The following is a 24,588-nucleotide window of genomic DNA, read 5'->3' as shown; positions in this document are numbered from 1 at the left end:
GTCATCCGTGGCCCTATCGTGATCGGCTTAGGCGGTTTGGGGGAGCGAATGACATCTTCGCGCTGGGGTGGTCTCGCGGCTCTGCTGGCGGGATTCTTCGTGCTCCTGCTGGACACGACGATCGTCGCCGTGGCGAGCCCGAGCATCCAAGCCGACCTCGGCGGGGATGTCGCCGCGTTGTTCTGGGTGACGGCGGGCTACCTGCTCGCGTTCTCGGTCCCGTTGCTGGTGGCCGGCAGGCTCGGCGATCTCTTCGACCCCAAGCGGGTCTACCTCGTCGGCATGGGAGGCTTCGCCGTCGCCTCCGCGCTGTGCGGGATCGCGCCGTCGATCGGCTGGCTCATCGCCTTCCGGATCCTGCAAGGCCTGGCCGCGGCCGCGATGTCGCCTCAACCGCTCACGCTGATCCGTCGGCTCTTCGCCGACGATGAGCGAGGTCGCGCTTTCGGTATCTGGGGCTCGGTGGCGGCGGCCGCCACCCTGCTCGGTCCGGTGCTGGGCGGACTGCTGACCGCGAGCTTGGATTGGCGCTGGATCTTCTGGGTGAACGTGCCGCTCTGCGCCGTGGCCGTCGTCATGGGTGTTCGCCTGATTCCGGGAAGCCGGGGAGGCACCGCCCGTTTCGACCTGCTCGGCGCCGCGCTGAGTACGGCCGGCCTGAGCCTTCTCGTCTGGGCGCTGCTGTCGTGGAGCCCGCTCTCGCCGCCTGCCGCCGCCCTTGCCGTCGTGCTGTTGGCTGGCTTTTGGTTCCAAGAACGCAGACAAGGCGCGGACGCGCTCGCGCCTTTGCGCCTCTATCGTTCGTCCGGGTACTTGTCCGCGAGCCTCGCGATGGCATCGCTCGGCGCGACCGTGCTCGCGATGGCGCTTCCCACAATGCTGTACATCCAGGAAATGCGAGGCTTCGGCCCGATCGAGGCGGCGCTGGTCCTCGCACCGGACGCCGTCGTCGCGATCCTGCTGTCGCCACCGGCCGGCCGCTGGGTCGACCGGGTGGGCGGGCGCCGACCGGCGATCCTCGGCATGAGCCTGCTCGCGACGAGCCTGCTGCTCATTGGGCTAGTGGTGGTGCTGAACCTGAATCCGTGGTGGATCTCCGTGGGCGCCGCGCTGCTCGGTGCCGCCAACGCGATGGCGTGGTCGCCGCTTTCCGCCATCGCGATGGCGTCCGTCGATCCGGAGGCTGCGGGTGGCGCTTCGGGTCTGTTCAACACGGTGAGGCAGGTGGGTGCGGTGGGCGGGGTCGCGGTGACCGGGGCGATTCTGGCTGGGTTGGATTCTCGGCCGGGGTTGGGTTTTGGTGTTGTGTTCGGGTTCGTGGGGGTTGTTGCTGTGAGTGGGGTTGTGGCGGCGTTTCGGTTGCCGGGGGTTGTGCGGGTCGAGGTTGGTTGATTCGGTTTCTGTTGGGTTTTGCAGGGGCTTAACCAAATCACTCTTCAGTGTTGTTTGGGCGTTTTGTTGGTTGCTTAAAATTACGAACACAAGTTCGATTTTTCGGGTATTATGGAGGGGTGCCCGAGACCTTCCTTCCCGAACTGCCGCAAGAACTGTGGCGCGCCGGCAAGCTGGAGCTTGCCCATGGCGTGCAGCAGTCGTTGCAGGTGATCCGGATAGCGACCGCCTGTCTAGGGCGGTTCCTGGCGGAGATCGAGTCTCGTGGCGTCAAAGACTTGTATGGGCACGGGAGTACGGCGAGCTGGTTCGCCGAAATCGCGGGACTATCACGCGGCGAAGCGGGCCCGATCGTCAAGCGGGCCATCGCGTTGAATCCCACCCGGGCTCTGGATGGCACGGAGGTTCCGCCTGTCGCTCCCGCCACTGCCGCGGTGGCGGCTCAGGGGTTGGTCGGGGATGAGCGGATCGATCAGATCCTGGAGATCTTGAAGAACCTTCCCGTCGATATTTCGGCTGAGGAGCGGGCGGGTGCGGAGCAGATCCTGGCGAACCTTGCTCCGAGTGCTGGTCCTCGGCAGCTCGCCAAGGCTGAGGCGAGCCTGCAGGGCTTGCTGAACCCTGACGGCAAGGAACCCAAGGATCCCGAGCCGAAGGAACCGCGCCGCGAGATCACCCTGGAACGCCGCAAAGACGGCTTCTGGAAACTCACCGGCCTCCTCGACGACGAGACCGGTGCCCGCACCGCCGCCGCGCTGGATGCCCATGCCCAGCCGCGGCCGGTGGACGAGTTCGGGCAGGCGGATCTGCGGATGAAGTGCGAGCGCATGGGAGACGCCTGGGCCGAACTGCTCGACCTGGCGATCGCGTGCCCCGACCAACCGGGCACCAGCGGCTACCGGACCTTGGTGCACGTCACCATCGGACTCGAGGAACTGAAGTCCGGCCTCGGCACCGCCTGCCTCGACTTCGTCGGAACCATGACCGCCCGCGAAGCCCGGCTAGCCGCTTGCGATTGCCTGATGGTGCCGGTGGTCATGGGGGCCTCAGGTGAACCTCTGGATATGGGACGCTTGAGACGGTTCGTCACTCCAGGGCAGAGACGTGCACTCAACATCCGAGACGGCGGCTGCGCCTTCCCCGGCTGCCACCGGAAACCCAAGAACTGCCACGCCCACCACATTCATCACTGGGCGGACGGCGGGCCGACCGATCTTCGGAACCTGGTCCTGTTGTGCGGGTTCCATCATCGCCTGATTCACCACGGCGATTGGGAAGTACGGATGGCCGCCGATGGGTTACCGGAGTTCATCCCACCCCAATACCGGGACCCGCTTCGAAAACCTCGGCGCAACACCCTGCACCACGTCTGACCACCGAGGAGCCCGCCAGCCACCCAGGCGACGGGCCCCTCGGCATGCCCGCAGTCGGTGACTGTGTGGATTTCGGGACATCTGACGTCCCAAAATCCACACAGTCCATCGCCACGGCGGCGAAGACCTCCAGCTTCAGGAAGAACTACCACCACGCGACCGACTTCGTCTTCCCGGGACGTCATCGAGGGGCCGCCAAGCCCGAGCAGGCACTTGAGCGAGTTCGGCCTCGAATGCACGGACGAATGTTCAGAACCCGAGACCCATTCCGCAGTTCCAGCCACCGTCAGGTTGCTGGTGTTCCGAGAACTACGAGGCGAGTGGGGCGACGTTGGCGCCGAGCCACAGGCCGTTCGCGAGGGGCCACGCGTTGATGCGGCAGCCGACCTCGCCACCCCAGTACGGGGAGATCGTCGCACTCCCACCGGCTGTTCTCAGCGATGAGTTCGGCGGACCCCCGCAGCGCGCCAGCGTCCATACCCTATTCCCGCAAACGCGCCGCCGCACACTCGGGGCCTGGTGGGCGAGTCGAGCATGCCTATGACCTCAGGCCTGATGCCGCCGCGCGAGTGCCTCCGAACCTTGGGCCAGCAGCGTGACGTCAGCCCCGACCAGGACGAACGAGGCACCGGCGTCGAGGTAGCGCTGCGCCTGCGCCGGGTCGAACGCGTTGACGCCGACCGGCTTTCCCCGAGCAAGAACGGCCTCGAACGTGCGCAAGACGGCCGCGGTGACATCGGGGTGCGTCTGCTTCCCGAGCAGGCCCATCGAGGCGGCCAGATCGGACGGTCCGACGAACACCCCGTCGACGCCGTCGACCGCGGCGATCTCGGCGGCGGCCGCGACCCCCGTCGTCGACTCGATCTGGACGAACAGTGACGTGAACTCCTCGGCCTTCGCGAGGTAGTCGTCGACCCGGTTCCAGCGCGCGGACCGGGAGAGGGCGCTGCCGACACCGCGAACGCCTCGCGGCGGATAGCGGACGGCCCGCACGACGGCTTCCGCCTCCTCGGCGCTGTCGACCATGGGCACCAACAGATTCTGGGCGCCCAGGTCGAGGAGCTGCTTCAGCGCGACCGCGTCGCCGGACGGAGCACGCACCACCGGCGTGATCGGATACGCGGCGATCGTCTGCAGCAACGACTGCACGGTCTCCAGTCCGGCGGGGGAGTGCTCGGTGTCGACGAGCAGCCAGTCGAGCCCGGAGCCCGCGCAGATCTCGGCGACGACCGGACTGCCCGACGTGACCCACATGCCGATCCGCGGCCGCTCGCCCAACCGATCCCGGAACGGCGGGTCTAGACGAAGCGGCATGTGATCGCCCCCAGATCCCGGTAATCGGCGGTCACGGTGTCGCCGGGGTGCACCCACATCGGCCGTGTGAAGGACCCGGCCAGCACGATGTCGCCCGGATCGAGCTTGTCACCGTGTTGAGCGAGTTTGTTCGCCAGCCAGGCGACACCGTTCGCGGGGTGGTTCAGCACCGCGGCGGCGACACCGGATTCCTCGATGGTCTCGTTGCGGTACAGCAGCGCCGAAACCCACCGCAGATCGACGGCGCCCACGGCGACCGGGTTGCCGCCGTAGACCATGCCGCCCATGGCCGCGTTGTCGCTGATCGTGTCCACGATGGTCCGGCCGGCCATCTCGATGCGCGACGACAGGATCTCCAGCGCGGGCACCACGTACTCGGTCGCCCGCAGCACGTCGAACACCGTGGTGTCCGGTCCGGCGAGGGAGTCACGGAGCACGAAGGCCAGTTCGACCTCGATGCGCACGTTCGAGAACCGGCTGTGTTCGATCACGGAACCGTTCTCGAACACCATGTCCGCGAAAATGGCGCCGTAGTCGGGTTCGGTGATTCCGGTCGCGGCCTGCATGACCTTCGACGTCAGCCCGATCTTGCGGCCGACCGGACGACGACCCGCCGCGATGCCCCGCCGCCGCCATTCGTTCTGCACGGCGTACGAGTCCTCGACGGTCATGTCCGGATAGCGCGCCGTCAGCAGCGGGATCGTCTCCCGTGCCTCCTCCGCGGCCGCCAGTTCGTCGGCGATCGCGGTGATCGTTTCCTGTTCGAGCATCTCTCCCGCCTCAGAGCTGGTTGCCGAGTTTGTACTCGCCCTGTTTCCACGCCGGCAGTTCGCCTTCGTCGTCACCCTTTCGCGTGTACGAGAAGCCGTCGGCGCCGATGGTGACCTCCAGCTCGCTGTCATCGGTCCGCGCGACGACCGGCTGCGGCTTGCCGTCGAGGTCGAGCACCAGCGAGGCGTCGGTGTACCAGGACGGGACCACCGGCGTGCCCCACCAGTCGCGGCGCTGGTTGTCGTGCACGTCCCAGGTGACGACCGGGTTGTCCGGGTCGCCGGTGTAGTAGTCCTGCGTGTAGATCTCGACGCGGTGCCCGTCGGGGTCACGAAGGTACAGGTAGAACGCGTTCGACACGCCGTGCCTGCCCGGTCCGCGTTCGATGTGGTCCGACATCCGCAGCGAACCGAGTTTGTCGCAAATGGACAGGATGTTGTGCTTCTCGTGCGTGGCGAAGGCGACGTGGTGCATCCGCGGCCCGTCTCCGCCGGTCATCGCGGTGTCGTGCACGGTGGGCTTGCGGCGCATCCAGGCCGCGTAGGTCGTGCCCTGATCGTCCTGGATGTCTTCGGTGACCCGGAAGTTGAGGTCTTCCATGTGCTTCACCGCGAGCGGGACGTCCGGCGTGACCTGGTTGAAGTGGTCGAGCCGCACCAGCGCACCCGGCAGGTGCAGGTCGTAGCGCCAGCCGAGGCGCTCCACGTGCTGGACGTCGTGGAAGAACTCGATGGGGAAGCCGAGCGGGTCTTGGACGCGCACCGAGTCGCCGATGCCCTTGGTGTAGCCGTCCGCGCGGCGTTCGACCCGGCAGCCCAGTTCCGTGTAGAACGCGACTGCCTTGTCCAGGTCCTCGGGCGACCGCACCCGGTACGAGAAGGCCGCGACCGCCGCGACCGGTCCCTGGCGCAGCACGAGGTTGTGGTGGATGAACTCGTCGATCGTGCGGAGGCTGACCGTCGTCTCGTCTTCTTCGGTCACCGTCAGACCGAGGACATCGGCGTAGAACGCGCGCGAGCGCGCCAGATCAGTGACGACGAGTTCCATGTACGCGCAGCGCAGGACGTCCGGCGGCGGCGATTTCGGGGTGGGGATCGGCTTCATTGCGTCATCCTTTGTGGACAGTGGAGGTGGGCTCAGCCCTTGCCGAAGGCGGGGTTGTGCACCTCGCCGAGATTGATGTGCACCGCCTGCTGGTCGGTGTAGAAGTCGATCGAGCGGTAGCCGCCCTCGTGCCCCAGCCCGGACGCCTTCACCCCGCCGAAGGGTGTGCGGAGATCGCGGACGTTGTTCGAGTTGAGCCACACCATGCCCGCCTCGACGGACTGCGCGAAGTTGTGCGCCCGCTTGAGGTCGTTGGTCCAGACGTAGGCCGCGAGCCCGTACTTCGTGTTGTTCGCGAGTTCGAGCGCCTCTTCCTCGCTGTCGAACGGCGTGATCGCGACGACCGGGCCGAAGATCTCCTCCTGGAAGATCCGGGCGTCCGGTTTGACGTCGGCGAACACCGTCGGCGCCACGTAGTTCCCGGTCGGGAAGCCGTCCGGACGGCCGCCGCCGGCGACCAGCCTGCCCTCGGTCTTGCCGATCTCGATGTACTTCATGACCTTGTCGTAGTGCTCGGGGTGCACCAGGGCACCGACTTCGGTCTTGGGGTCGCTCGGGTCGCCGACCACGACGCGTTTGGCCTGCGCGGCGTAGCGCTCGACGAACTCGTCGTAGATCGCGCGCTCGACCAGGATGCGGCTGCCCGCGGTGCAGCGTTCGCCGTTGAGCGAGAACACGCCGAAGATCGTCGCGTCGATCGCGGTCTCCAGATCGGCGTCGGCGAAGACGATGGCGGGCGACTTGCCGCCCAGTTCCATCGACAGTCCTTTGAGGAACGGCGCCGCGTTGCCGAAGATCAGGCTGCCGGTGCCGCTCTCGCCGGTGAACGAGATCAGCGGGACGTCCGGATGCTTCACCAGCGCGTCACCGGCGTCCTCACCGAAGCCGTTGACGAGGTTGAAGACCCCCGCCGGCAGTCCGGCCTCCTCGAAGATCTCCGCCCACAGCGACGCGGAAAGCGGCGTGAACTCCGCGGGTTTGAGCACGACGGTGTTGCCGGTCGCCAGCGCGGGCGCGAGTTTCCACGACTCCAGCATGAACGGCGTGTTCCACGGCGTGATCAGCCCGGCGACACCGATCGGCTTGCGGTTGACGTAGTTCACCTGGCGGCCGGGCACCTTGTAGGTGTCGTCGGCCTGCGCGACGATCAGGTCGGCGAAGAACCGGAAGTTCTCCGCGGCCCGCCGTGCCTGGCCCAGCGCCTGCGAAATCGGCAAGCCGGAGTCGAAACTCTCCAGCGCCGCCAGCCGCTTGTCCCGCGACTCGACGAGATCGGCGATGCGGTTGAGCACCCGCGAGCGCTCGCGCGGCAGCAGCTTCGGCCAGGGGCCCTCGGTGAACGCCTTTCGCGCGGCGGCGACGGCGCGGTCGATGTCGGCCTTCTTGCCCGCGGCGGCCTGGACGTAGACCTCGTTGGTGACGGGGTCGATCACGTCGAAGACGGCGCCGTCGGCCGAATCGACGAGTTCGCCGCCGATGTAGTGCCGGATCCGCTCCGGGACACCGTCCGGGATCGGCCGGGGAGTCGTGCTGGTCAAGATTCCTCCTCAGTCAGCGCTTGGCGCGCTCTCGAGCGTCCAAAAAGGCCTGCATGGTGGCCCAGCGGTGATTGCGCGCGGCGAATTCGATGTCGAGCGGGTCGGCTTTCGCGGAGATCAGCCGGAGGATCTCTTCGTGCTCCTCGACCGACCGGTGAGCGCGGTCGGGGACGAACGCGAACGTGGAGTCGCGCAGCCCGGACAGCCGGGTCCAGCCCTGGTGCACGAGGTCGAGGATCTGCGGGTTGGGGCAGCATTCGAAGAGCAGCGAGTGGAACTGCTGGTTCAGCGCGGTGAATTCATGCGCGTCGAAATGGTCCAGCAGCGCGATCATGCGCTCGTTCACCCGCCGCGCCCGCGCGATGTTCTCTTCGGACAGCTGCGGCGCGGACAGCGCGGTGGCGACGCCTTCGACGACGCCGAGCGTCTGCATCGCGTGGACGTACTCGTTCTGGTCCACCATCGCCACACGCGCGCCGACGTTGCGTTCGAAGGTCACCAGCCGTTCGGCCTCCAGCCGCCGGATCGCCTCGCGCACCGGGACGACGCTCATGTCGAGCGCGCCGGCGATCTCGGCGAGCACCAGCCGGTAGCCGGGTCCGTACTCGTGCCGGGCGATCCGCTCACGCAGCCACTCGTAGGCGAGTTCGGATTTGCTGGTCGTCTTCACTGCTTCTTCTGCCATGCCTCATACCTTTCCCGCCACAACGGGTTCAGCGGGAAGAGCCCCTCGATCGGGCGGCCCTGTCCGACCTGCTCGGCGATCCAGGAGTCTTCGTCCTCCTGGACGAGCGCCGCGTCGGCGATCTCTTCGGCCAGCGACGGCGGGATGACCACCACGCCGTCGTCGTCGCCGACGATGATGTCCCCGGGCAGGACGGTCGCCCCGCCGCAGGCGACCGCGACGTCGGTGTCCCACGGCACGTGTTTGCGCCCGAGTACCGCCGGATGCGCGCCCTGGGAGAACACCGGCAGCCCGGTCGCGGCGACGGCTTCGAAGTCGCGGACCCCGCCGTCGGTGATCACGCCGGCGGCGCCGAGGTACCGCGCCCGCAACGCCAGGATGTCGCCGAGCGTGCCGGAACCCTTGTCACCGCGGGCTTCGATGACGATCACCTCGCCGACGCCGACCGAGTCGAAGAGCCGCTTTTGGGCGTTGTAGCCGCCACCGTGGGTTTTGAAGAGGTCCTCGCGGTTCGGGACGAAACGCAGGGTCCGTGCCGTGCCGACGACCTTCGACCCAGGCAGATTCGGGCGCACACCGTCGATCGCGACGTTGTTCAGCCCTCGCTTGCGCAGCTGGGCGGACAGACCCGCGACGGGCGCACGCAGCAACTTGGCGCGCAGTTCCTCGCTCAGCGCGGGAGCGTCCTCCTCGACAGGTGTTTCGACGGGCGTGCCCCAGGCTTCGGCGCGCTGCTTGTCGTCGACCTCGGGCAGGCTGCCGATGTCCGAAAAGGACCGGATGCCTTGGGAAACGGTGGTGTGGAGCCGTCCGCTGCTCAGCGAGGTGCCGGGAACGTCCACTTCGACCACGACGACGTCGCCGGGGGAGACCACGGTCGAGCCGGCCGGGGTTCCGGTGAGGATGACGTCGCCCGGTTCGAGCGTGAAGTGCTGGGAGAGATCGGAAACGAACTGCCGCAAGGGGAACAGCAGCCCGGCGGTGGTGTCCTCCTGCACCAGGTCGCCGTTCACCCAGGTGCGGACGCGCAGCGACGACGGGTCGACGTCGCGCGCGTCGATGAGGCCGGGGCCGAGTGGGGTGTAGCCGTCGCCGCCCTTGGACCGGACGTTGGAGCCCTTGTCCGCGGCGCGCAGGTCGTAGAGACCGAAGTCGTTCGCGGCGGTCACCGCGGCGACGTGGTTCCACGCCTGGTCCGGTTTGACCCAGCGGGCCGTGGTGCCGATGACCAGCGCGATCTCGCCTTCGAAGGCCAGCAGTTCGGTGCCCGCCGGGCGTTCGACCGTGCCGCCGGACGTGCCGATCGAGCTCGACGGCTTGAAGAAGTACGACGGGTTCGCCGGACGCCGTCCACGCTGCTCCGCGCGGGAGGCGTAACTGAGATGGACGGCGATGATCTTGCCCGGCCGGGTCTCCAACGGACCGGACGGCGATGTTGCCTCGTAAGTGCCCATGTTCCCCTGAATCCTCGACCCTTGCTTCGTATCTAATAACGTATATGATTCCGTGCCACAGTGGCAAGGTGGCCGACGACAAAGGAGTCCACGTGTCGAACCCAGCCCAGGATGAACGCCTATCCGGCCGGACCGCCCCACCCTCCTCCGACCGGCGCCGGGTCGCCTTCGCGACCGTCGTCGGTACCACCGTCGAGTGGTACGACTTCTTCGTTTACGCGTCCGCGGCCGGTCTCGTCTTCGGCAAACTGTTCTTCTCCGGCCTCGGGGCGAACAGCACGCTCGTTTCCTTCGCCACCGTGGGCGTGAGCTTCCTGTTCCGTCCGCTCGGCGCGTTCCTCGCCGGGCATTTCGGCGACAAGTACGGCCGCCGCGTGGTCCTGGTGCTCACCCTGATCCTGATGGGCGCCGCGACCACGCTGATCGGGGTGCTCCCGACGTTCGACCAGATCGGGGTCCTCGCGCCGGTACTGCTGATCCTGCTGCGGATCCTGCAGGGGATTTCGGCGGGCGGGGAATGGGGTGGCGCCGTCCTGATGGCGGTCGAACACGCGCCGTCGAAGCGACGAGGGCTCTTCGGCGCCTCACCGCAGATCGGCGTCCCGCTCGGGCTGCTGCTGGCGTCCGGTGTGCTGGCGCTGACCAGCCTGCTCGTCCCCGGGCAGGCGTTCCTCGACTGGGGCTGGCGGATCCCGTTCCTGCTCAGCGTCGGGCTGATCCTGGTCGGTCACTACGTGCGGCGCCGAGTCGAGGAGAGCCCGGTCTTCCGCGAGATCGCCGAACGCCGTGAGCGGACCCGGACGCCGATCATCCAGCTGTTCCGCAAACACGCCGTGCTCGTCGTGGTGGCCGCGCTGGTGTTCGCGGGCAACAACGCGGTCGGCTACATGACCACCGGCGGCTACATCCAGAACTACGCGACCAACCCGAAGGGCCCGATCGGGCTCGACCGCGGCCCGGTGCTCTGGGCGGTGACGGCGTCCGCGGCGACCTGGCTGATCTCGACGTGGGCGGCGGGCGCGGTCTCCGACCGCATCGGCAGGCGCCGCACCTACGTCGTCGGGTGGATCGCCCAGCTCGCCGGTATCGCGGTGCTGTTCCCCTTGGTGGACACCGGGAACATCGCCCTGCTGGCGCTGGGGTTGATCATCCTCAGCGTCGGGCTCGGGTTCACCTACGGTCAGCAGGCGGCGTTCTACGCGGAGCTGTTCCCCGCCTCGATCCGGTTCTCCGGCGTGTCGATCTCGTATGCGCTGGGCGCGATCCTCGGTGGCGCGTTCGCGCCGACGATCGCCACGGCACTGGTAGACGCGACCGGTACTTCGGTGTCCGTCGCCGTCTATCTGGGCGGGATGACCGTCGTCGGTCTCATCGCCACGTTGTTGTTGCGTGACCGGTCGGGAATCCCGCTCGGGCCCGACCACGAAGCCGAGCAGGCGGTCAGCCCGCTCCGCTTCGCCAAGTGATCCCGCCGTCCGTGACGCTCACCCGCCGAGAGCGTCACGGACGGCCTTCGCCGCCGCCTTGAGCCGCTCCGCGAGCTCGGCGGGGGTTCGTGTGCTGGACAGGTAGACGACCGCGAGCGCGGCCGGAGCGTGCCCGCGCAGGGGGAGTGGCACGGCCACCGAGCTGAGGTTCTCGATCACCTCGCCGTGGCTGTCCGCGTAGCCGCGGTCGGCGACTTCCCGGACATCGGCCGGCCGGTCCTCTTCCGGAAGCTGCGACAGGATCGCGCGCCCCGGGGCGCCCGCGGTGAACGGATGCCTGGAACCCGGGCGCTGCGCGACGGACGCGACGGCGTGCCGGGGTTCCACGCTGACCAGGGTCACGCATTCCTCACGGTCCATCACCGCGACGAAACACGTCATGCCGAGTTCGTTCGCGACCGCGGTCAGCTCGGGCAGCGCCGCGGCCTGCAGATCGTGTTTGATCCCCGCCGCCAGCGCGGCCAACCGCGCGCCGAGTTCGTATTTCCCGGCGGGTTCCCGCGTGAGAAGCCCGTGCTCTTCGAGGGTGCGGATGAGCCGGTACGCGATCGACCGGTGCACCTCCAGTCGTTCGGCGATCCGGTCGACGCTGAGCGGTTCTTGGGCGTCGGCAAGGACTTCGAGGACGCGGATGCCGCGGCTGAGTGTCTGGGACGTGCTCGCGGTCTTGCGGGAGTCCGAAACCATCGTATACGATCCATTTCGATAGTTGAACTGGCTGTTCGATTATAGAACAGGAATCGGACGATGATGTCACGCAAAACCAGTTTTCCGCCGGGATCGAGCCTCTATCGCCCGCCCGCGCAGTTCTTCCGAGGCTGTCTGGGCCGGTTCGCGACGGGTGTCGCGGTGGTGACCTTCGACGCCGCGACGAAACGACACGGTCTGACGGTGAACTCCTTCACCGCGGTCTCGATGGATCCGCCGCTCGTCCTCGTTTCGATCCAGCGCACCGTGAAAAGCCACGATCTGCTCAAGGACCGCCCGTTCGCGGTCAACGTCCTCGGCGCCGAGCAGGAGGCGCTCGCGATGAACTTCGCCGGCCGTCCGACTCCGGAAGGCGCGCCGACGTGGGTCGAGGGCGGGCACGCGCCGAGGCTCGGCGGCGTCCTGAGCTGGTTCGACTGCACGCCGTGGGCCACCTACGACGGTGGTGACCACACCTTGTTCCTCGGTGAGGTGCGGGAGTTCGACTACCGCTCCGGTGACGCGCTCGGTTTCGTCGACGGGCGGTTCTCGACGATCCACGAATCCGCGCAAGGTCACGAATCCCTGTTCTGACAACGACGTCCACCCGAGAAGGAGCACGACATGGGAGCCCGTACCGGACAGCAGTACCTCGACAAGCTCAACGCGATGATGCCGGAGCTGTACGTCGACGGCGAGAAGGTGACCGCCAAGGTCGCCGAGCATCCGGCGTTCCGCAACAACGCGCTGACCTACGCGAAGCTGTTCGACCTCCAGCACGATCCGGCGCACCGTGACGTCCTGACCTACGCATCGCCGACCACGGGGGAGCGGGTCGGCATGTCGTTCCTGGTGCCGCGCAGCGAGGAAGACCTCAAGCGCCGCCGTGCCGCCTTCTCCGTCTGGGCCGAATACTCCAACGGTTTCCTGGGCCGCACCGGCGACTACATGAACTCGTCGCTCACCGCCCTCTCGACGGCGAAGAAGTTCTTCTCGCAGGCCGATCCCGTCTACGGCGAGCGCATCGAGAAGTACTACGAGATGGCGCGCGAGAACGACTTGCTCGCGACGCACACCTTGATCCCGCCGCAGGTCAACCGATCGGTTTCGGGCAGCCAGCAGGGTGGCGGGAACTTGTCGGCGAAGGTGGTGGAGGAACGGGAGGACGGCATCGTCGTCCGCGGTGCCCGGATGCTCGCCACGATCGCGCCGATCGCCGACGAACTCCTGGTCTTCCCCTCGACCGTCCTGCGCGGAACCCCCGAGGACGCCCCGTATTCCTACGCTTTCGCCGTCCCGAACGACGCGCCGGGGCTGAAGTACTTCTGCCGCGCCGGGCTCGACCACGGCCGCTCGACCTTCGATGAACCGCTCGCCTCCCGGTTCGAGGAGATGGACGCGGTCGTGGTGTTCGACGACGTCTTCGTCCCGAACGAGCGGGTCTTCCTGCTGGGGCACCCGGAACTGTGCAACGCCTGGTACTCAGAGACCGGCGCCGGCGCGCTCATGACCCACCAGGTCGTCACGCGCACGCTGGCCAAGACGGAGTTCTACCTCGGACTCGCCAGCGAGATCGCCGCCGCGATCGGCATCGGCGGCTTCCAGCACATCCAGCAGGACCTCTCGGAGCTGATCTCCTACGTCGAGATCGAGAAGGCCGTGCTGCGCGCGGCCGAGGCCGACGGGAAGCTCAGCGAGGACGGCGTCTTCCTGCCCAAGTGGGAAGTCCTCAACGCCGCTCGGAACTGGTACCCCACGAAGGTCTCGCCGCGGCTGACCGAGATCATCCGCAAATTCTCCGCGTCCGGCCTCATGGCGCTGCCGGGCGAGGCGGACTTCGAAGCGGAGGGCCGTCCCGACATCGACACCTACCTCCAGTCGGCCACCCTGCCTGCCAAGGACCGCGCGCGGCTGTTCAAGCTGGCCTTCGACGCGTCGGTCTCGAGCTTCGCCGGACGGGAATCGCTGTACGAGTACTTCTTCTTCGGCGACCCGGTGCGGATGGCCGGAGCGCAGGTGAACGCGTACCCGAGGGAGGCGCTGCAGGAACGGGTCCGGGAACTCTTGGCACGCGAAGGCCGGTGAGTGCGGATTTCGCCGAAATCGCCGTGAATTCGAACGGATAGCGACAGTCGGAAAGCGTCCGTCATCCATCGGGTGACGGACGCTTTTTCACGTCGTGCGGCGGACGAGTATGTATCGACCATGATGTGTCCTGCTTTTGTCCAAATTCCCGTCATCACGAATCCGTGAGCCGGTTACGACGTTCGAGTTAATCTCCGCATCGACCATTCAAGTCCGCCATGACCGTGCGCAAAAATCCAGGTGCTCTGCTCGGCGAAGGCCAGGACGAAGCGAGGCGGCGGGGGAGACATGATCGAAACCATGCAGTGCGCGGGCGCGGACTTCTGCGAAGAGCTTTCGGGTTCGGATGACACTTCCTTCACCCGTTTCTACGAGGGCGACCCACCGTCCCGGCTAATACATTCAACAGAAAACTTGACGCTGCTGGCCGATATGTCGCCGCTCGTACTCGGACATCTCCTTCTCCTGCCGTCGAACCATCACTTGTCGTTCGCGCAGGTGCTTTCGCGTCACCAGGACGAGGTGTGCGGCCTCGTCGACGACTTCGTGCCGCTGTACCGCGAGACCTTCGGCGAGCCACTGATCCTCGAACACGGGTCGAGCGCCGGACAGGAGAGCCACGCGTGCATCACGCACGCGCATCTGCACTTTCTCCCCGTCGACGGCGACGCCGTGGACGATCTCCTGATCGGAGACGGCCTGTTCCATCGGGATCTGGATTCACTCGGGGAACTCGCGCTCGCCCCGTGGCCGTCTTCCGCCTATTTTCTTCGCGTGTACCGGGAGAAAGTGCGGGTATACCTGCCGACCGGCGCGCAGAAAAGGCAGTATCTCCGCTCGATCGTCGGCGCCGTACTGGCGATCGAGGATCCGGAATGGGACTACGCGGTGGTGATGCGGAAAAGGGATCTTCGCGAGACCCTGCGAATGGTGGATTACTGGCCTGGGAAACTTCGTGGCGACGATCTGGAGCTGTCCTGTGGTGAGTGAGAAATTCTCGGACGAACCGACGAGACTGGCCACGACGATCGTGCCGTTGTTCGCCGGGCAGGCGCGCGAGTTCGTCCCGGTTTCGTCCCCGGACGGCGGCCGGGTGGAACTGACCGCGGGCGCCGACGCCCAAGACGACTGCGCGGTGTTCCGGCTGGCCGGGCAGCACGACCTCGTGGTGGGGACCGATTACGTCCGCGGCCCCAAGTTCAGGCTCTACGAGATGGGGCATCTGGACGAATACGACCTGGGGTACTACCTGGTCGCCGCGAATCTGAGCGACATCGCGGCGATGGGCGCGAAGCCGATCGGGCTGCTTTCCGTCGTGCGGTATCCGGCCGAAATGGACGACGCGCTGTTCGGTCTCGTCATGCGCGGTATCCGGGACGCGTGCGCCGCGTCCGGCTGTCTCAACGTGGGTGGCGACATCGGCGGCGCGGAACGCCTGATCCTCTCGGCGTCGGCGCTGGGGGTGTGCCCGGCGGGCCGGGCGCTGCTGCGATCCGGCGCGAAACCCGGCGACGTCGTCTGCCTCACGGCGCCGACCGGACCCGCCGCAGCGGCGATGGCGTATCTGCGTTCCGGTGCCCCGGACCTGGTCATCGACAGCCTGGTGCCGTCGCTGCTTTCCGCATGGAAGCGTCCGGTGGCCAGAGTGGACGAGGGACTCGCGCTCGGCGCCAGCGGGATGGTCACGAGTTGTCTGGACACCTCGGACGGGCTGAAGGCCGCTTTGCTGAGCATCGCCGAGTCGAGCGGGGTCGGGATCGACGTCGACGAGCGGTCCGTCCCCGTGCCCAAGGCGGTGGCCGCGGTGGCCGCACACGTGGGCGTGGAGCCGTTGAGCCTGGTCATGGGCGACTCGGTCGACTTCGAACTCGTCTTCACCGTGCCGTCCGCCAGGGTGGACGACCTCGCCGAAGCGGTGAGTTTCCACCGGATCGGTGTCGTCACCGAGCGGCCCGAGGTCGTCTTGACCGGATGCGACGGCGAACGGGCGGACCTGCCGGGCGAGGCATGGCGCCACCAGCGTGACGGAAAGGCATGAGCCGGAAGACGGCCAAGTTCGCGGACAAGGCGATTCTGCTGTCGGCGACGCTCTTCCTCGCGGGCAAGGCGTACAACGTACCGACGAAGGCCTTCTGGGACGACCTTCTGAACGACCGCTCGTACCTGCTGCTGGTCGCTCTCGTCACAGCCGGGATTTTCGGGGCGTTCGCACCGTTCGAGAGCTGGCAACGACGGGCCTTCGTGGACCGGAACGTCATGATGCGCAGGCGCGTGTTGTCCACGTTCGGCAGATTGCTCGAGATCAGCGCGAAGATCGATCCTCCACTCGACACCGGCGATCTGGCACTCCACGTGTGGCGGAAGACGCGCACGCTGAGGCATCCGATCCACGGTGTGCTGAAACGACTTTCCTCCTATCGGATGTCATCCTTTCCGGCGACGCGGAGTTTCGCCCCGGTGCGGGGTATCGGCGCGGTGGGACTCTGCTGGCAGCACGATCGTGAAGTGACATTCGACGTCGCACCGTTGGCGGCCCGCCTCACCGACGAGGCGAAGTTCGACGACCACGTGGCACGCTTCGGTGCGGAATCGGTGATGAACCTGACGTGGGAGGCGTTCCAGGCTCTCAAGCATCGGACCGCGCTGTTCGTCACGCCGATCAGAAGCGGGCGCAACAAGTTCGTCGGCTGCGTGAGCGTCGACGCCGGCCGCGGCTACGAGGTGCTCGACCGGAGGGAACTGCTGGAGGAGATGACCAATCTCGGGATGGCCATCGGTCGCGAGGATTTCGAATGCACCTGAACGACACGAACCTGCGCGGCTTGGTGTCGAGTACTCGACGAGCCTACGACGAGTGTGCCGAGGTGTACGTCCGGTCCACCGGCACGCTCGACCTGTTTCCCGGCCTCGACCAAGAACTGGACCGCTTCTTCGATGCCCTGCCCGGAAGCTCGGTGCTGGACCTCGGCTGCGGTGGGGGCCGGGACGCCGAATACCTGATCGGACGCGGCGCGAGCGTGGTGGCGGCCGACCTCAGCGAGGAGTTGCTCCGGTACACCCGATGTCGTTGTGCGGTGGCCGGCACGGTGCTCTGCGATCTCATGGCCTTACCGCTGGCAGCCGGAGTGTTCGACGGCGTCTGGGCTTGTGCCAGCGTCGTGCACTTGCCGAGCGAGACGCATCCGCACGTCTTCTCCGAAATCCATCGCGTGCTCGCGCCCGGCGGTGTCACGGCGATCAGCCTCAAGGAAGGGAACGGCGAAGGATGGGCGCGAAGCGTCCGAATGCCGTCCCCGAGGTGGTTTTCGTTGCGCAGCCCCGAAGCCGTGACGGAGGAATTGGCCGCCGTCGGGTTCGTCTCGGCCCAGGTGTGGCCGAGCGGACGCGGCAGCTGGTTCGTGGTGGAGGCGAGGAAAGGGCTATCGGCCGAGCCACTCGTCGGGATTGGTCCCCGGTAGTACATGACGGATACCGCCTCGCGGATCCGCCACATCGCCCTCGTACCGTGGGATCAGGTGGATGTGCAGGTGGTCGATCGTCCGGCCCGCCGCTTGCCCTTCGTTCACACCGATGGTGTAGCCGTCCGGCTGGAACTGGTCCTGGATCCGGCGCCATGCCCGCTTGATCAGCGCGTAGACTTCGGCGTGCTCGCTCGCCGTGAGCGAGAAGTAGGACTCGACGTGTCTTTTCGGGACGACCTCGACATGCCCCTTGGCGGCCGGGAAGTTGTCCCACCGCACATAGATCTCGTTTCCGGTGAACAGTACGTCATTCACCGAGGTGTCATCGAAATGACAAAAGAGGCAATCGGTGTTCGCCGGTTCGGCTTCGTTTTCCTTCGCCATCGCCGGTCTCATAACCGATACTCCTCGTCATTGATCGATCACCTGAAGTCATACCCATGGTCAACTTAGCTTCGTCGCAGACAAAGCAGAAGCGTACTCGCACTAACGGTTGATCTCTAAGCCTCTGTCTCGACACGCCGAAGTCATCAGCCGTAGTACCTGCTCGACGGTGAGCTCGGTGGTGTCGATTCTGATGGCGTCCTCGGCGGGGACCAACGGCGACGTCGTCCGGAACATATCGGCCTCGTCGCGGCGGATCATGTCGTCGAGAACGTGTTCGAAGGACGCCGCCCGCTCTTGCCGTACTCGCCGCATCGCCCGCACTTCGGGTTTGGCGGTCAAGTAGAACTTCACGGTCGCGGCCGGAAAGATGGTGGTGCCGATGTCCCGGCCTTCGATGACGCATCGTGGCTGTGCGCCGGCCCAAAGCCTGATGAGGCTGGTCACCCGCTGGCGGACCTCGGCGATTTTGGCGACGGCGGAAACGGCCACGTTGACCCGGGTCGCGCGCAGTTTGTCCTGGGCGTAGCGGTCGGAGGTCAGCAGGCTCTCGGAACGGCTCGCCGTGATCAATTCGTCGCAGAGTCCGGTGACTTTCGTGGCGTTTTCGACGGGAATGCGACGTTGCAGGGCCTCGAAAGCGATGATGCGATAAGTCCTTCCGCTTTCGAGATAGCGTAGATCGAACGATTTCGACAGCGCCAGACAGGTGGTGGTCTTGCCCGCCGCCGCCGGGCCGTCCACCGCCACGACGGTGCCGAGACCTTGTTCGGGCATGGTTTTCCCTTGCTGGTGCACGATGGGTGAAGCCGGACTGTGGGGAACAGGGCGCAGACGCTACCACGGGGGAAGCGTGCCGTGGACGGCCGTGCGAGTGGCCCTGTAGCTGCGGAGACTTCGAAAATCATTCCCTGGCAAGGGTTTGTGTCACTCAGAGGGAGGTGAGCGCGGCCGCGTTCGGCAACGCTCCGGCGCGGCCTCTCACTCGACCAGGGTATCGCGGGGGCACCGGTTTGTGTTTGGAGTACGCGGAAAACCTGCTGTGGTGGTGGAGATTCCCTTTCGTGGGTGCAAGTTTCATCCGAATTTCGCACCTTCGGGTAAGCGTGCGGTCCAGACCAGTTCGGGATATCGCGAGACGCTTCGCAACGCGTTTTCCTCCCGGTTGTTCGTCGAAGAGTGAAATTCGTGACGGGATCTGTAACGAAGGCCACGGCGACGGCGTCGTCAAGGGTGACCGCCCCTCCGGCCCCAGGCACGCGAGGTCCGGCGCCAGGCGCGACTGTGCGGGGTCGAGACACGCCCGGGATCCTGCGAACTTGATTCATTCCAGAAAATGGGTCAGACTGCGGCCGTGCCCACGACCCCGGAGTTCGAGCGGATGCTGCGCGGGGCCTCCCTGCGCGTGACGCGTCCCAGGGTGGCCGTGCTGACAGCGGTACGCGACCATCCTCACGCCGACACCGACTCGATCATCGGTGCCGTGCGTGCGGAGCTCGGAGAGGTCTCTCACCAGGCCATTTACGACGTGTTGCGGGCACTGACCGCCGCGGGTCTCGTACGGCGGATCCAGCCGTCGGGGTCCGTGGCACGCTACGAGTCCCGGGTCGGGGACAACCACCATCACGTCGTGTGCCGGACCTGCGGTGCCATCGCCGACGTCGACTGCGCAGTCGGCCCCGCACCCTGTTTGACCGCGTCGAACGACCAAGGCTTCCTGATCGAAGAGGCCGAGGTCATCTACTGGGGCCTGTGTCCCGACTGTGCGATCGAACCCCGTTCCTGAGCCCTGCAGTTCTGATTCCCGGAAGGATTCCCGTGTCTGACAGCCCGGACGCCGTCATCGGCGAAATGAACGAAGAGAGCGCGGGCGGCTGCCCCGTCTCGTCGGGCCGCCGCAACCATCCCACCGAAGGCGCGGGCAACCGTGACTGGTGGCCGAACCAGCTCAACCTGAAGATCCTCCGGAAGCACTCCGCCGCCTCGGACCCCATGGACGCCGGGTTCGACTACGCCGCCGAGTTCAAGACCCTCGACCTCAATGAACTCGCCAAGGACGTCGACGCCGTCCTCACGACTTCGCAGGACTGGTGGCCCGCGGACTTCGGCCACTACGGCGGCTTCATGATCCGCATGGCGTGGCACAGCGCCGGCACCTACCGGATCGAGGACGGCCGCGGTGGCGCTGGCGCGGGCATGCAGCGCTTCGCCCCGCTCAACAGCTGGCCGGACAACGGCAACCTCGACAAGGCCCGCCGCCTGCTCTGGCCGGTCAAGAAGAAGTACGGCCGCAAGATCTCGTGGGCCGACCTGATGATCTTCACCGGCAACCGCGCGCTGGAGACCATGGGCTTCAAGACCTTCGGCTTCGCCGGTGGCCGCGCCGACGTCTGGGAGCCGGACGAGGACGTGTACTGGGGTCCCGAGCGCACGTGGCTCGGCGACGAACGCTACAGCGGTGACCGTCAGCTCGAAGGCCCGCTGGCCGCCGTGCAGATGGGTCTCATCTACGTGAACCCGGAAGGCCCGAACGGCAACCCGGACCCGCTGGCCGCGGCCCGCGACATCCGCGAGACCTTCGGCCGGATGGCGATGAACGACGAGGAGACCGTCGCGCTGATCGCCGGCGGCCACACCTTCGGCAAGACCCACGGCGCGGCCGACCCGGACAAGTACGTCGGGCCCGAGCCCGAGGGTGCTTCCATCGAGGAGCAGGGCCTCGGCTGGAAGAACAGCTTCGGCAGCGGCAAGGGACGCGACGCGATCACCAGTGGCCTGGAGGTCACCTGGACGCCGACCCCGACCCAGTGGAGCAACTGGTTCTTCCACAACCTCTTCGAGTACGAGTGGGAGCTGACCAAGAGCCCGGCGGGCGCCCACCAGTGGACGCCGAAGGACGGCAAGGCGAAGAACACCGTGCCGGACCCCGAGGACGGCAAACTCAACCGCGCGCCCGGCATGCTCACCACCGACCTGGCGCTGCGTTTCGACCCGGTCTACGAGCAGATCTCGCGCCGGTTCTACGAGAACCCGGACCAGTTCGCGGACGCCTTCGCCCGCGCCTGGTTCAAGCTGACCCACCGCGACATGGGCCCGATCCAGCGCTACCTCGGCCCGCTGGTGCCGCAGGAGACGCTGATCTGGCAGGACCCGGTGCCCGCCGTCGACCACGAGCTGATCGACGACGCGGACATCGCCTCCCTCAAGGAGAAGCTGCTCGCTTCGGGCCTGTCGGTCTCGCAGCTGGTCTCCACCGCGTGGGCGTCGGCCTCGACCTTCCGCGGCAGCGACAAGCGCGGTGGCGCGAACGGTGCCCGCATCCGCCTCGAGCCGCAGCGTGACTGGGAGGTCAACGACCCGCAGACGCTGTCGCAGGTGCTGCGGACCCTCGAAGGTGTCCAGGAGGCGTTCAACGGCGCCCAGACCGGCGGCAAGAAGGTCTCGCTCGCCGACCTGATCGTGCTGGGCGGCGTCGCCGCCGTCGAGCAGGCCGCCAAGGACGCGGGCCACGAGGTCACCGTGCCGTTCACGCCGGGCCGTACCGACGCGACGGCGGAGCAGACCGACGTCGAGTCGTTCGCGCCGCTGGAGCCGACCGTGGACGGGTTCCGCAACTACCGGGGCAAGGGCCACCGTCTCCCGACGGAGTACCTGCTCATCGACCGCGCGAACCTGCTGAACCTGAGCGCGCCCGAGATGACCGTGCTCGTCGGCGGTCTGCGGGTCCTCGGCGCCAACGCCCAGCAGTCGCAGCACGGCGTGTTCACCGAGAAGCCGGGGGCGCTGACCAACGACTTCTTCGTGAACCTGCTCGACATGGGCGTGCAGTGGACGGCCACGTCCGCCGACGCGGAGGTCTTCGAAGGCCGCGACTCGGCGACCGGCGAGGTCAAGTGGACCGGTACCCGGGCCGACCTCGTGTTCGGGTCGAACTCCGAGCTTCGCGCGGTGGCGGAGGTCTACGCCAGCGACGACGCCAAGGAGAAGTTCGTCCGCGACTTCGTGGCGGCGTGGGACAAGGTCATGAACCTCGACCGCTACGACGTGGCGTGATCTAGGTCTGAAAAAGTCCGGGCCCGTCGCTTCCGCGGCGGGCCCGGACTCTTTCACTGGTGCTGCAGATCCGGTTCCGGATAGTCGCCCGCCTTGCGTTCGAGCGCTGTCGTGAAGACACCGAGCGCCATCATGCCGACGCCGAGGCCCAGATGCAGCCAGTTGTCGGCGACGTTGAACGGGAGGAAGTTCCCCGGGCTGCTCTGCGGGATCGCCAGGCCGACGATCCACAGGAGCAGGTAGATACCGCCGCCGACCATGAGGAAGACGCGGGAAGCGGCGCGTTTGCGCGCGGCGAGCACGCCCACCACGCCGAACAGCAGGTGCACCAGGTTGTGCAGGATCGACACCGCGAAAACGCCGAACAACCGGGCTCCGGCATGGTGTCCGGCGAACTCCAGCCCGTCGTAGCCGGTGGTGATGCCCGGGATGAAACCGAGGACGCCGACAAGCAGGAACGCCGCGCCGACGACGAGTGCCGCCACCTGCGGCGGACGCCGCGCGTCACCCCGCTTGAAGCTCTTGCGTTGCTCCGCCGGGCGGGAATCGCGCGCCGTGTCTTCTCGTTCCATGGCGGCCGGGTACCCGGGCCGCTTGGGCGTAATCCTCCGGCGCGCGTCCGGCCACCTGGTCGTCCAGACTGAGGTGTCCGGATTTCGAGCGAGGGGGAACGTGTGGCGGATCTGCTGGCGGCGGGAGGCTGGGGCCTCCTGGCCGGATCGGCACTGCTGCTCGGGGCCGTGGCCGGTTTCCTGGTCCGGATCCCGGGCAGGGTCGTCGCCGGCATCATGGCCTTCGGAAGCGGTGTGCTGATCTCCGCGGTCTCCTTCGAGCTGATCGCGGAGGCACACGAAAAGGGTGGTTTCCTGCCGACCGCGCTCGGTGCGCTCGGCGGCGCGGTGATCTACACCCTCGCGAACGTCGGACTCGCCCGGCGAGGTGCCCGCCATCGCAAACGCTCGGGTGACCAGCAGCCGTCCGAAGCCGAGCAGGCGGGCTCAGGTACCGCCATCGCGCTCGGCGCCCTGCTGGACGGGATCCCCGAATCGATGGTGATCGGCACCAGCCTGCTCGGCGGCGGAAGTGTCAGCGTCGTGACCGTGGCCGCGGTGTTCATCAGCAACGTCCCGGAAGGGCTGTCCAGCGCCGCCGGGATGAAGCGGGCGGGCCGGAGCCCGCGCTATGTCTTCGCGCTCTGGGGTGGCATCGCCGTGATCAGTGGCGTGGCCGCGTTGCTCGGTTACGGCGTTCTCGGCGAAGCTTCCGGTGCCACTCTCGCGGTGATCACCGCGATCGCGGGCGGCGCGATCCTCGCCATGATCGCCGACACGATGATCCCCGAAGCCTTCGGCGACGCGGGGTTGTGGACGGGGCTGATCACCGTGGCGGGCTTCCTGACCGCGTTCGGTCTCTCCCACATCGGGTGATCAGCCGCCGTCGGTTCACACGTCGCCGGACGCCAGCAGGGTCAGCAGTTCGGCGTGCCCGGCCTGGGTGATCAGGCTGGCGGCGTCGAAGTAGATGCGCTCGTTGGTGATCCGGTCCCCGTCGAAGAAGAACACGGCGATGATCGGCACCCGGAACGCCTTGCCGGTCGGCGGACGGCCGTAGAACTCGCCGAGGTTGGTGCCGAGCAGGTCGAACTCGACGATGACCGACTCGTCGGCGAAGTGGTACCGGACGTTGTCGTGCCGCTGGTCCGGAAAGGCCGTCCGGGTCATGCGGTAGTACGCCATGACCTCTTCGTCGCCGTCGAAGATCTGCCCGGTCGCCATGATCTCGTAGTGCGGATGACCGTTGAAGGTGCCCAGCGTGCGGTCGAACTCGTGGGCCACCTCGGTGTCCATGTGCTCTTCGATGATCTTGTGGCGGCGCTCGCGCAGGTCTTCGCTGATCACTGGTCCTCCGGGTCGTTCCTGGTCGCGATCCGGAGCCTACCGCCCGCGGCCTCGTCGTCGGTGCCGTAGAGCAGGCTGCCGCACGAGCGGGAAAGGCAGGTCATGGCCTCGATCTTGTGGCCGGGGAAGTCGCCGATCCGCACCGGAGCCGGGGCGAGCGCGATCGAACCGTCGGCGCGGAGCACGCCCGCCGCGTAGACGGCCGAATCGAACGGTCCCTCGTCACCCGGGTCGGAGGCCGCCGAGACCAGGACGCGGTCGTCCGCGGTGATCTCGACGTCCGACGTGTGCCGGACGTCCGCGGCCGGGTACGGGACCCGGAACGGGATCGACTTCGGCTTCTTGAAGGACAGCTTCGAGACCGAGAACTCCGCGGAGTAGAGCGTGGCGGGCCGGGTGTCCTGACCGCGGTCCGCCCAGACCGCGAACACGCGGTCCTTGACCTTCTTCAGCGCGAAACCCTCGTAGTTGTCTTCCGGATCGCCTTTCGGTACCTGGAAAGTGCCGAGCACCTTCAGGTTCCGGTCCTTCAGCTTGAAGTGGAAGCCCTTGCCGTCGCTGGCCAAAGCGATGAATTCGCCGGTCTTTCCCGGCACCGCTTCGGCCGCTTCCAGGTCGACCGGGAGCTCGCCCGGCCAGTCGATCGAGTCCACCTTGGACACTTCGCCGCGATCGAGCCGGACCCGAGCCGCTCGGTTCTGGCCGGGTTTCTTGTTGTCCCGCAGGACAAGGGCGTCGATCCGGTCGTCGTCCCGGTCGAGGACGGCGATACCGCTGGCGCCGGAGGTCATACCGGTGCCGATGGATTCCCAGCCGTCGCCCGCGAGCGCGACGGACGGCAGGAGCAAGGGGAAGACCAGAGCCGGAAGAATCGCGAGGGAGGCGAGTTTCATGGAGCGCCC

General features: G+C 67.1%; 24 protein-coding genes. 12 read left to right on the top strand and 12 right to left on the bottom strand.

The annotated features are described in order from the left end of the window. Positions 1-48: 48 nt before the first annotated feature. On the top strand, positions 49-1,392 hold the full coding sequence (locus ED92_RS15975) for an MFS transporter (protein WP_037340120.1): 1,344 nt from the start codon (positions 49-51) through the stop codon (positions 1,390-1,392). Between the two features lie 119 nt (positions 1,393-1,511). Beyond that, positions 1,512-2,765, top strand: a complete 1,254-nt coding sequence (locus tag ED92_RS15970) for an HNH endonuclease signature motif containing protein (protein WP_037338669.1) — start codon at positions 1,512-1,514, stop codon at positions 2,763-2,765. A 546-nt stretch (positions 2,766-3,311) separates the two neighbouring features. Here the strand turns inward: ED92_RS15970 and ED92_RS15965 are convergent. The 6 genes from ED92_RS15965 to ED92_RS15940 are packed head-to-tail and all read right to left on the bottom strand — an operon-like array spanning position 3,312 to position 9,631. Beyond that, positions 3,312-4,079 carry an HpcH/HpaI aldolase/citrate lyase family protein gene (locus ED92_RS15965; RefSeq protein ID WP_037338667.1) on the bottom strand — a complete coding sequence of 256 codons (768 nt, stop codon included), beginning with the start codon at positions 4,077-4,079 and terminating at the stop codon, positions 3,312-3,314. Next, positions 4,064-4,849 carry a 2-oxo-hept-4-ene-1,7-dioate hydratase gene (gene hpaH, locus ED92_RS15960; RefSeq protein WP_037338665.1) on the bottom strand — a complete coding sequence of 262 codons (786 nt, stop codon included), beginning with the start codon at positions 4,847-4,849 and terminating at the stop codon, positions 4,064-4,066. The genes ED92_RS15965 and hpaH overlap by 16 nt, the downstream gene beginning before the upstream one ends. A 10-nt stretch (positions 4,850-4,859) precedes the next feature. Then, on the bottom strand, positions 4,860-5,954 hold the full coding sequence (hpaD, locus tag ED92_RS15955; RefSeq protein WP_037338663.1) for a 3,4-dihydroxyphenylacetate 2,3-dioxygenase: 1,095 nt from the start codon (positions 5,952-5,954) through the stop codon (positions 4,860-4,862). A 32-nt stretch (positions 5,955-5,986) separates the two neighbouring features. Continuing rightward, a complete protein-coding gene (gene hpaE, locus ED92_RS15950) occupies positions 5,987-7,492 on the bottom strand; it encodes a 5-carboxymethyl-2-hydroxymuconate semialdehyde dehydrogenase (protein ID WP_037338660.1) in 1,506 nt (501 codons plus the stop codon). A 13-nt stretch (positions 7,493-7,505) separates the two neighbouring features. Continuing rightward, complete coding sequence (locus ED92_RS15945; protein WP_037338657.1) at positions 7,506-8,177, bottom strand: GntR family transcriptional regulator; 672 nt, start codon at positions 8,175-8,177, stop codon at positions 7,506-7,508. Further along, positions 8,159-9,631: a fumarylacetoacetate hydrolase family protein gene (locus ED92_RS15940; RefSeq protein ID WP_037338653.1), complete on the bottom strand. Its 1,473-nt coding sequence runs from the start codon at positions 9,629-9,631 to the stop codon at positions 8,159-8,161. The genes ED92_RS15945 and ED92_RS15940 overlap by 19 nt, the downstream gene beginning before the upstream one ends. A gap of 92 nt (positions 9,632-9,723) precedes the next feature. On the opposite strand from ED92_RS15940, the gene ED92_RS15935 reads away from it, so the two are divergent. Then, on the top strand, positions 9,724-11,097 hold the full coding sequence (locus ED92_RS15935) for an MFS transporter (protein WP_037338649.1): 1,374 nt from the start codon (positions 9,724-9,726) through the stop codon (positions 11,095-11,097). A gap of 18 nt (positions 11,098-11,115) precedes the next feature. On the opposite strand, the gene ED92_RS15930 is transcribed toward ED92_RS15935, so the two are convergent. Next, complete coding sequence (locus ED92_RS15930) at positions 11,116-11,805, bottom strand: IclR family transcriptional regulator (protein WP_037338646.1); 690 nt, start codon at positions 11,803-11,805, stop codon at positions 11,116-11,118. A 60-nt stretch (positions 11,806-11,865) separates the two neighbouring features. Between ED92_RS15930 and ED92_RS15925 the strand changes: the two genes are divergently transcribed. The 6 genes from ED92_RS15925 to ED92_RS41370 all read left to right on the top strand — a co-directional run bounded on the left by ED92_RS15925 (position 11,866) and on the right by ED92_RS41370 (position 17,348). Beyond that, positions 11,866-12,399: a flavin reductase family protein gene (locus ED92_RS15925; protein ID WP_037338641.1), complete on the top strand. Its 534-nt coding sequence runs from the start codon at positions 11,866-11,868 to the stop codon at positions 12,397-12,399. Between the two features lie 30 nt (positions 12,400-12,429). Further along, entirely contained in the window at positions 12,430-13,890 is a 1,461-nt protein-coding gene (hpaB, locus tag ED92_RS15920; RefSeq protein ID WP_037338637.1) for a 4-hydroxyphenylacetate 3-monooxygenase, oxygenase component, read from the top strand. Between the two features lie 288 nt (positions 13,891-14,178). Beyond that, positions 14,179-14,880 (top strand): HIT domain-containing protein, encoded by a 702-nt coding sequence (locus tag ED92_RS15915; RefSeq protein WP_037338636.1) that lies wholly within the window; start codon positions 14,179-14,181, stop codon positions 14,878-14,880. Beyond that, positions 14,873-15,928 (top strand): thiamine-phosphate kinase, encoded by a 1,056-nt coding sequence (gene thiL, locus ED92_RS15910; RefSeq protein WP_235213287.1) that lies wholly within the window; start codon positions 14,873-14,875, stop codon positions 15,926-15,928. Before ED92_RS15915 ends, thiL begins: the two co-directional genes overlap by 8 nt. Beyond that, complete coding sequence (locus ED92_RS15905; protein WP_037338629.1) at positions 15,925-16,692, top strand: hypothetical protein; 768 nt, start codon at positions 15,925-15,927, stop codon at positions 16,690-16,692. Before thiL ends, ED92_RS15905 begins: the two co-directional genes overlap by 4 nt. Next, positions 16,683-17,348: a class I SAM-dependent methyltransferase gene (locus tag ED92_RS41370; RefSeq protein WP_052120595.1), complete on the top strand. Its 666-nt coding sequence runs from the start codon at positions 16,683-16,685 to the stop codon at positions 17,346-17,348. Before ED92_RS15905 ends, ED92_RS41370 begins: the two co-directional genes overlap by 10 nt. On the opposite strand, the gene ED92_RS15895 is transcribed toward ED92_RS41370, so the two are convergent. Next, positions 17,310-17,735, bottom strand: coding sequence for an HIT family protein (locus tag ED92_RS15895; protein WP_255355333.1), 426 nt, complete (start codon positions 17,733-17,735; stop codon positions 17,310-17,312). The two genes, ED92_RS41370 and ED92_RS15895, sit on opposite strands and share 39 nt — an antisense overlap. Positions 17,736-17,837: 102 nt before the next feature. Continuing rightward, a complete protein-coding gene (cmk, locus tag ED92_RS15890) occupies positions 17,838-18,512 on the bottom strand; it encodes a (d)CMP kinase (protein WP_037338623.1) in 675 nt (224 codons plus the stop codon). Positions 18,513-19,089: 577 nt separating this feature from the next. On the opposite strand from cmk, the gene ED92_RS15885 reads away from it, so the two are divergent. Next, the gene (locus tag ED92_RS15885) at positions 19,090-19,521 is read left to right on the top strand and encodes a Fur family transcriptional regulator (protein ID WP_037340115.1); all 432 of its coding nucleotides are present in this window, start codon (positions 19,090-19,092) and stop codon (positions 19,519-19,521) included. 32 nt (positions 19,522-19,553) lie between these two features. Next, a complete protein-coding gene (gene katG / locus ED92_RS15880; protein ID WP_037338620.1) occupies positions 19,554-21,788 on the top strand; it encodes a catalase/peroxidase HPI in 2,235 nt (744 codons plus the stop codon). 53 nt (positions 21,789-21,841) lie between these two features. On the opposite strand, the gene ED92_RS15875 is transcribed toward katG, so the two are convergent. After that, complete coding sequence (locus ED92_RS15875) at positions 21,842-22,360, bottom strand: DUF4383 domain-containing protein (protein WP_037338617.1); 519 nt, start codon at positions 22,358-22,360, stop codon at positions 21,842-21,844. 102 nt (positions 22,361-22,462) lie between these two features. Here ED92_RS15875 and ED92_RS15870 point away from each other — a divergent pair, with 102 nt between their 5' ends. Next, on the top strand, positions 22,463-23,215 hold the full coding sequence (locus tag ED92_RS15870) for a ZIP family metal transporter (RefSeq protein WP_037338614.1): 753 nt from the start codon (positions 22,463-22,465) through the stop codon (positions 23,213-23,215). 15 nt (positions 23,216-23,230) lie between these two features. On the opposite strand, the gene ED92_RS15865 is transcribed toward ED92_RS15870, so the two are convergent. Then, positions 23,231-23,686, bottom strand: coding sequence for an ester cyclase (locus ED92_RS15865; protein WP_037338611.1), 456 nt, complete (start codon positions 23,684-23,686; stop codon positions 23,231-23,233). Further along, positions 23,683-24,579 (bottom strand): hypothetical protein, encoded by an 897-nt coding sequence (locus ED92_RS15860; protein ID WP_037338609.1) that lies wholly within the window; start codon positions 24,577-24,579, stop codon positions 23,683-23,685. Before ED92_RS15860 ends, ED92_RS15865 begins: the two co-directional genes overlap by 4 nt. Between the last annotated feature and the right edge of the window lie 9 nt (positions 24,580-24,588).

The sequence above is a fragment of the Amycolatopsis sp. MJM2582 genome (genome assembly GCF_000754115.1).
Taxonomy (GTDB): Bacteria; Actinomycetota; Actinomycetes; order Mycobacteriales; family Pseudonocardiaceae; genus Amycolatopsis; species Amycolatopsis japonica.
Note: the sequence above shows the minus strand (reverse complement) of the source record. Positions and strands in the feature narration are given on the sequence as shown.